We start from the raw sequence: 790 nt of genomic DNA on the forward strand, positions 1-790 counted from the left end.
GGCACGGATAGTTCCGCCTCTCGCGGACACCGGACACGGCGCCACGAGGCGCCGACCCCCACCGGACCTCGGCCGATGAGCACACCGCAGTGCACAGCGCTGGAATCGCGGCGGATGTTTTTCGTACAGACGTTCGATCTGGGGTTACCATGGGGGCATGCGAGGGACACTGCAGGGCTCGCTGCTGGACGTCGCGGACGAGATCACGATCGGGCCGCTGGGCGGGGCGGTGGAGCGGAACGAGTTGAGCCGCGGGGCTTGGGTGGATGTGCGGACGCACTGGGTCAGTGGGGCGGACGAGTTGTTCGCGCGGCTGGTGGAGCGGGTGCCTTGGCGGGCGGAGCGGCGGCGGATGTATGAGCGGATGGTGGATGTGCCGCGGCTGCTTTGCTCGTATCGGGAGGGCGAGGAGTTGCCGGACGCGACGTTGGCCACGGCGCGGGAGCGGCTTGGGGAGCACTACCGGGACGAGCTCGGGGAGCCGTTCAGCAGCGTGGGGATGTGCCTGTATCGGGACGGGCGGGACAGCGTGGCGTGGCATGGTGACACGTTCGGGCGGGGGCGGACCGAGGACACGATCGTGGCGATCCTGTCGCTGGGGGCGCCTCGGACGCTGGCACTGCGGCCGGTCGGTGGAGGGACGGTGCGGCGGTTCGAGGTGGGGCATGGGGATCTGCTGGTGATGGGGGGCAGTTGCCAGCGGACGTGGGAGCACGCGGTGCCGAAGACGGCGCGGGCGGTCGGGCCGCGGATCAGTGCGCAGTTCCGGCCGCGAGGGGTGGGATAGACG

At 70.8% G+C, this 790-nt stretch carries 1 protein-coding gene; it reads left to right on the plus strand.

The window, feature by feature from the left end:
• Positions 1 to 157 precede the first annotated feature (157 nt).
• Positions 158 to 787 carry an alpha-ketoglutarate-dependent dioxygenase AlkB gene (locus tag KDL01_RS41540; RefSeq protein WP_212534212.1) on the plus strand — a complete coding sequence of 210 codons (630 nt, stop codon included), beginning with the start codon at positions 158 to 160 and terminating at the stop codon, positions 785 to 787.
• Positions 788 to 790: the final 3 nt, after the last annotated feature.

It is taken from the genome of Actinospica durhamensis (genome assembly GCF_018139695.1).
In the GTDB taxonomy this organism is placed as follows: Bacteria; Actinomycetota; Actinomycetes; order Streptomycetales; family Catenulisporaceae; genus Actinospica; species Actinospica durhamensis.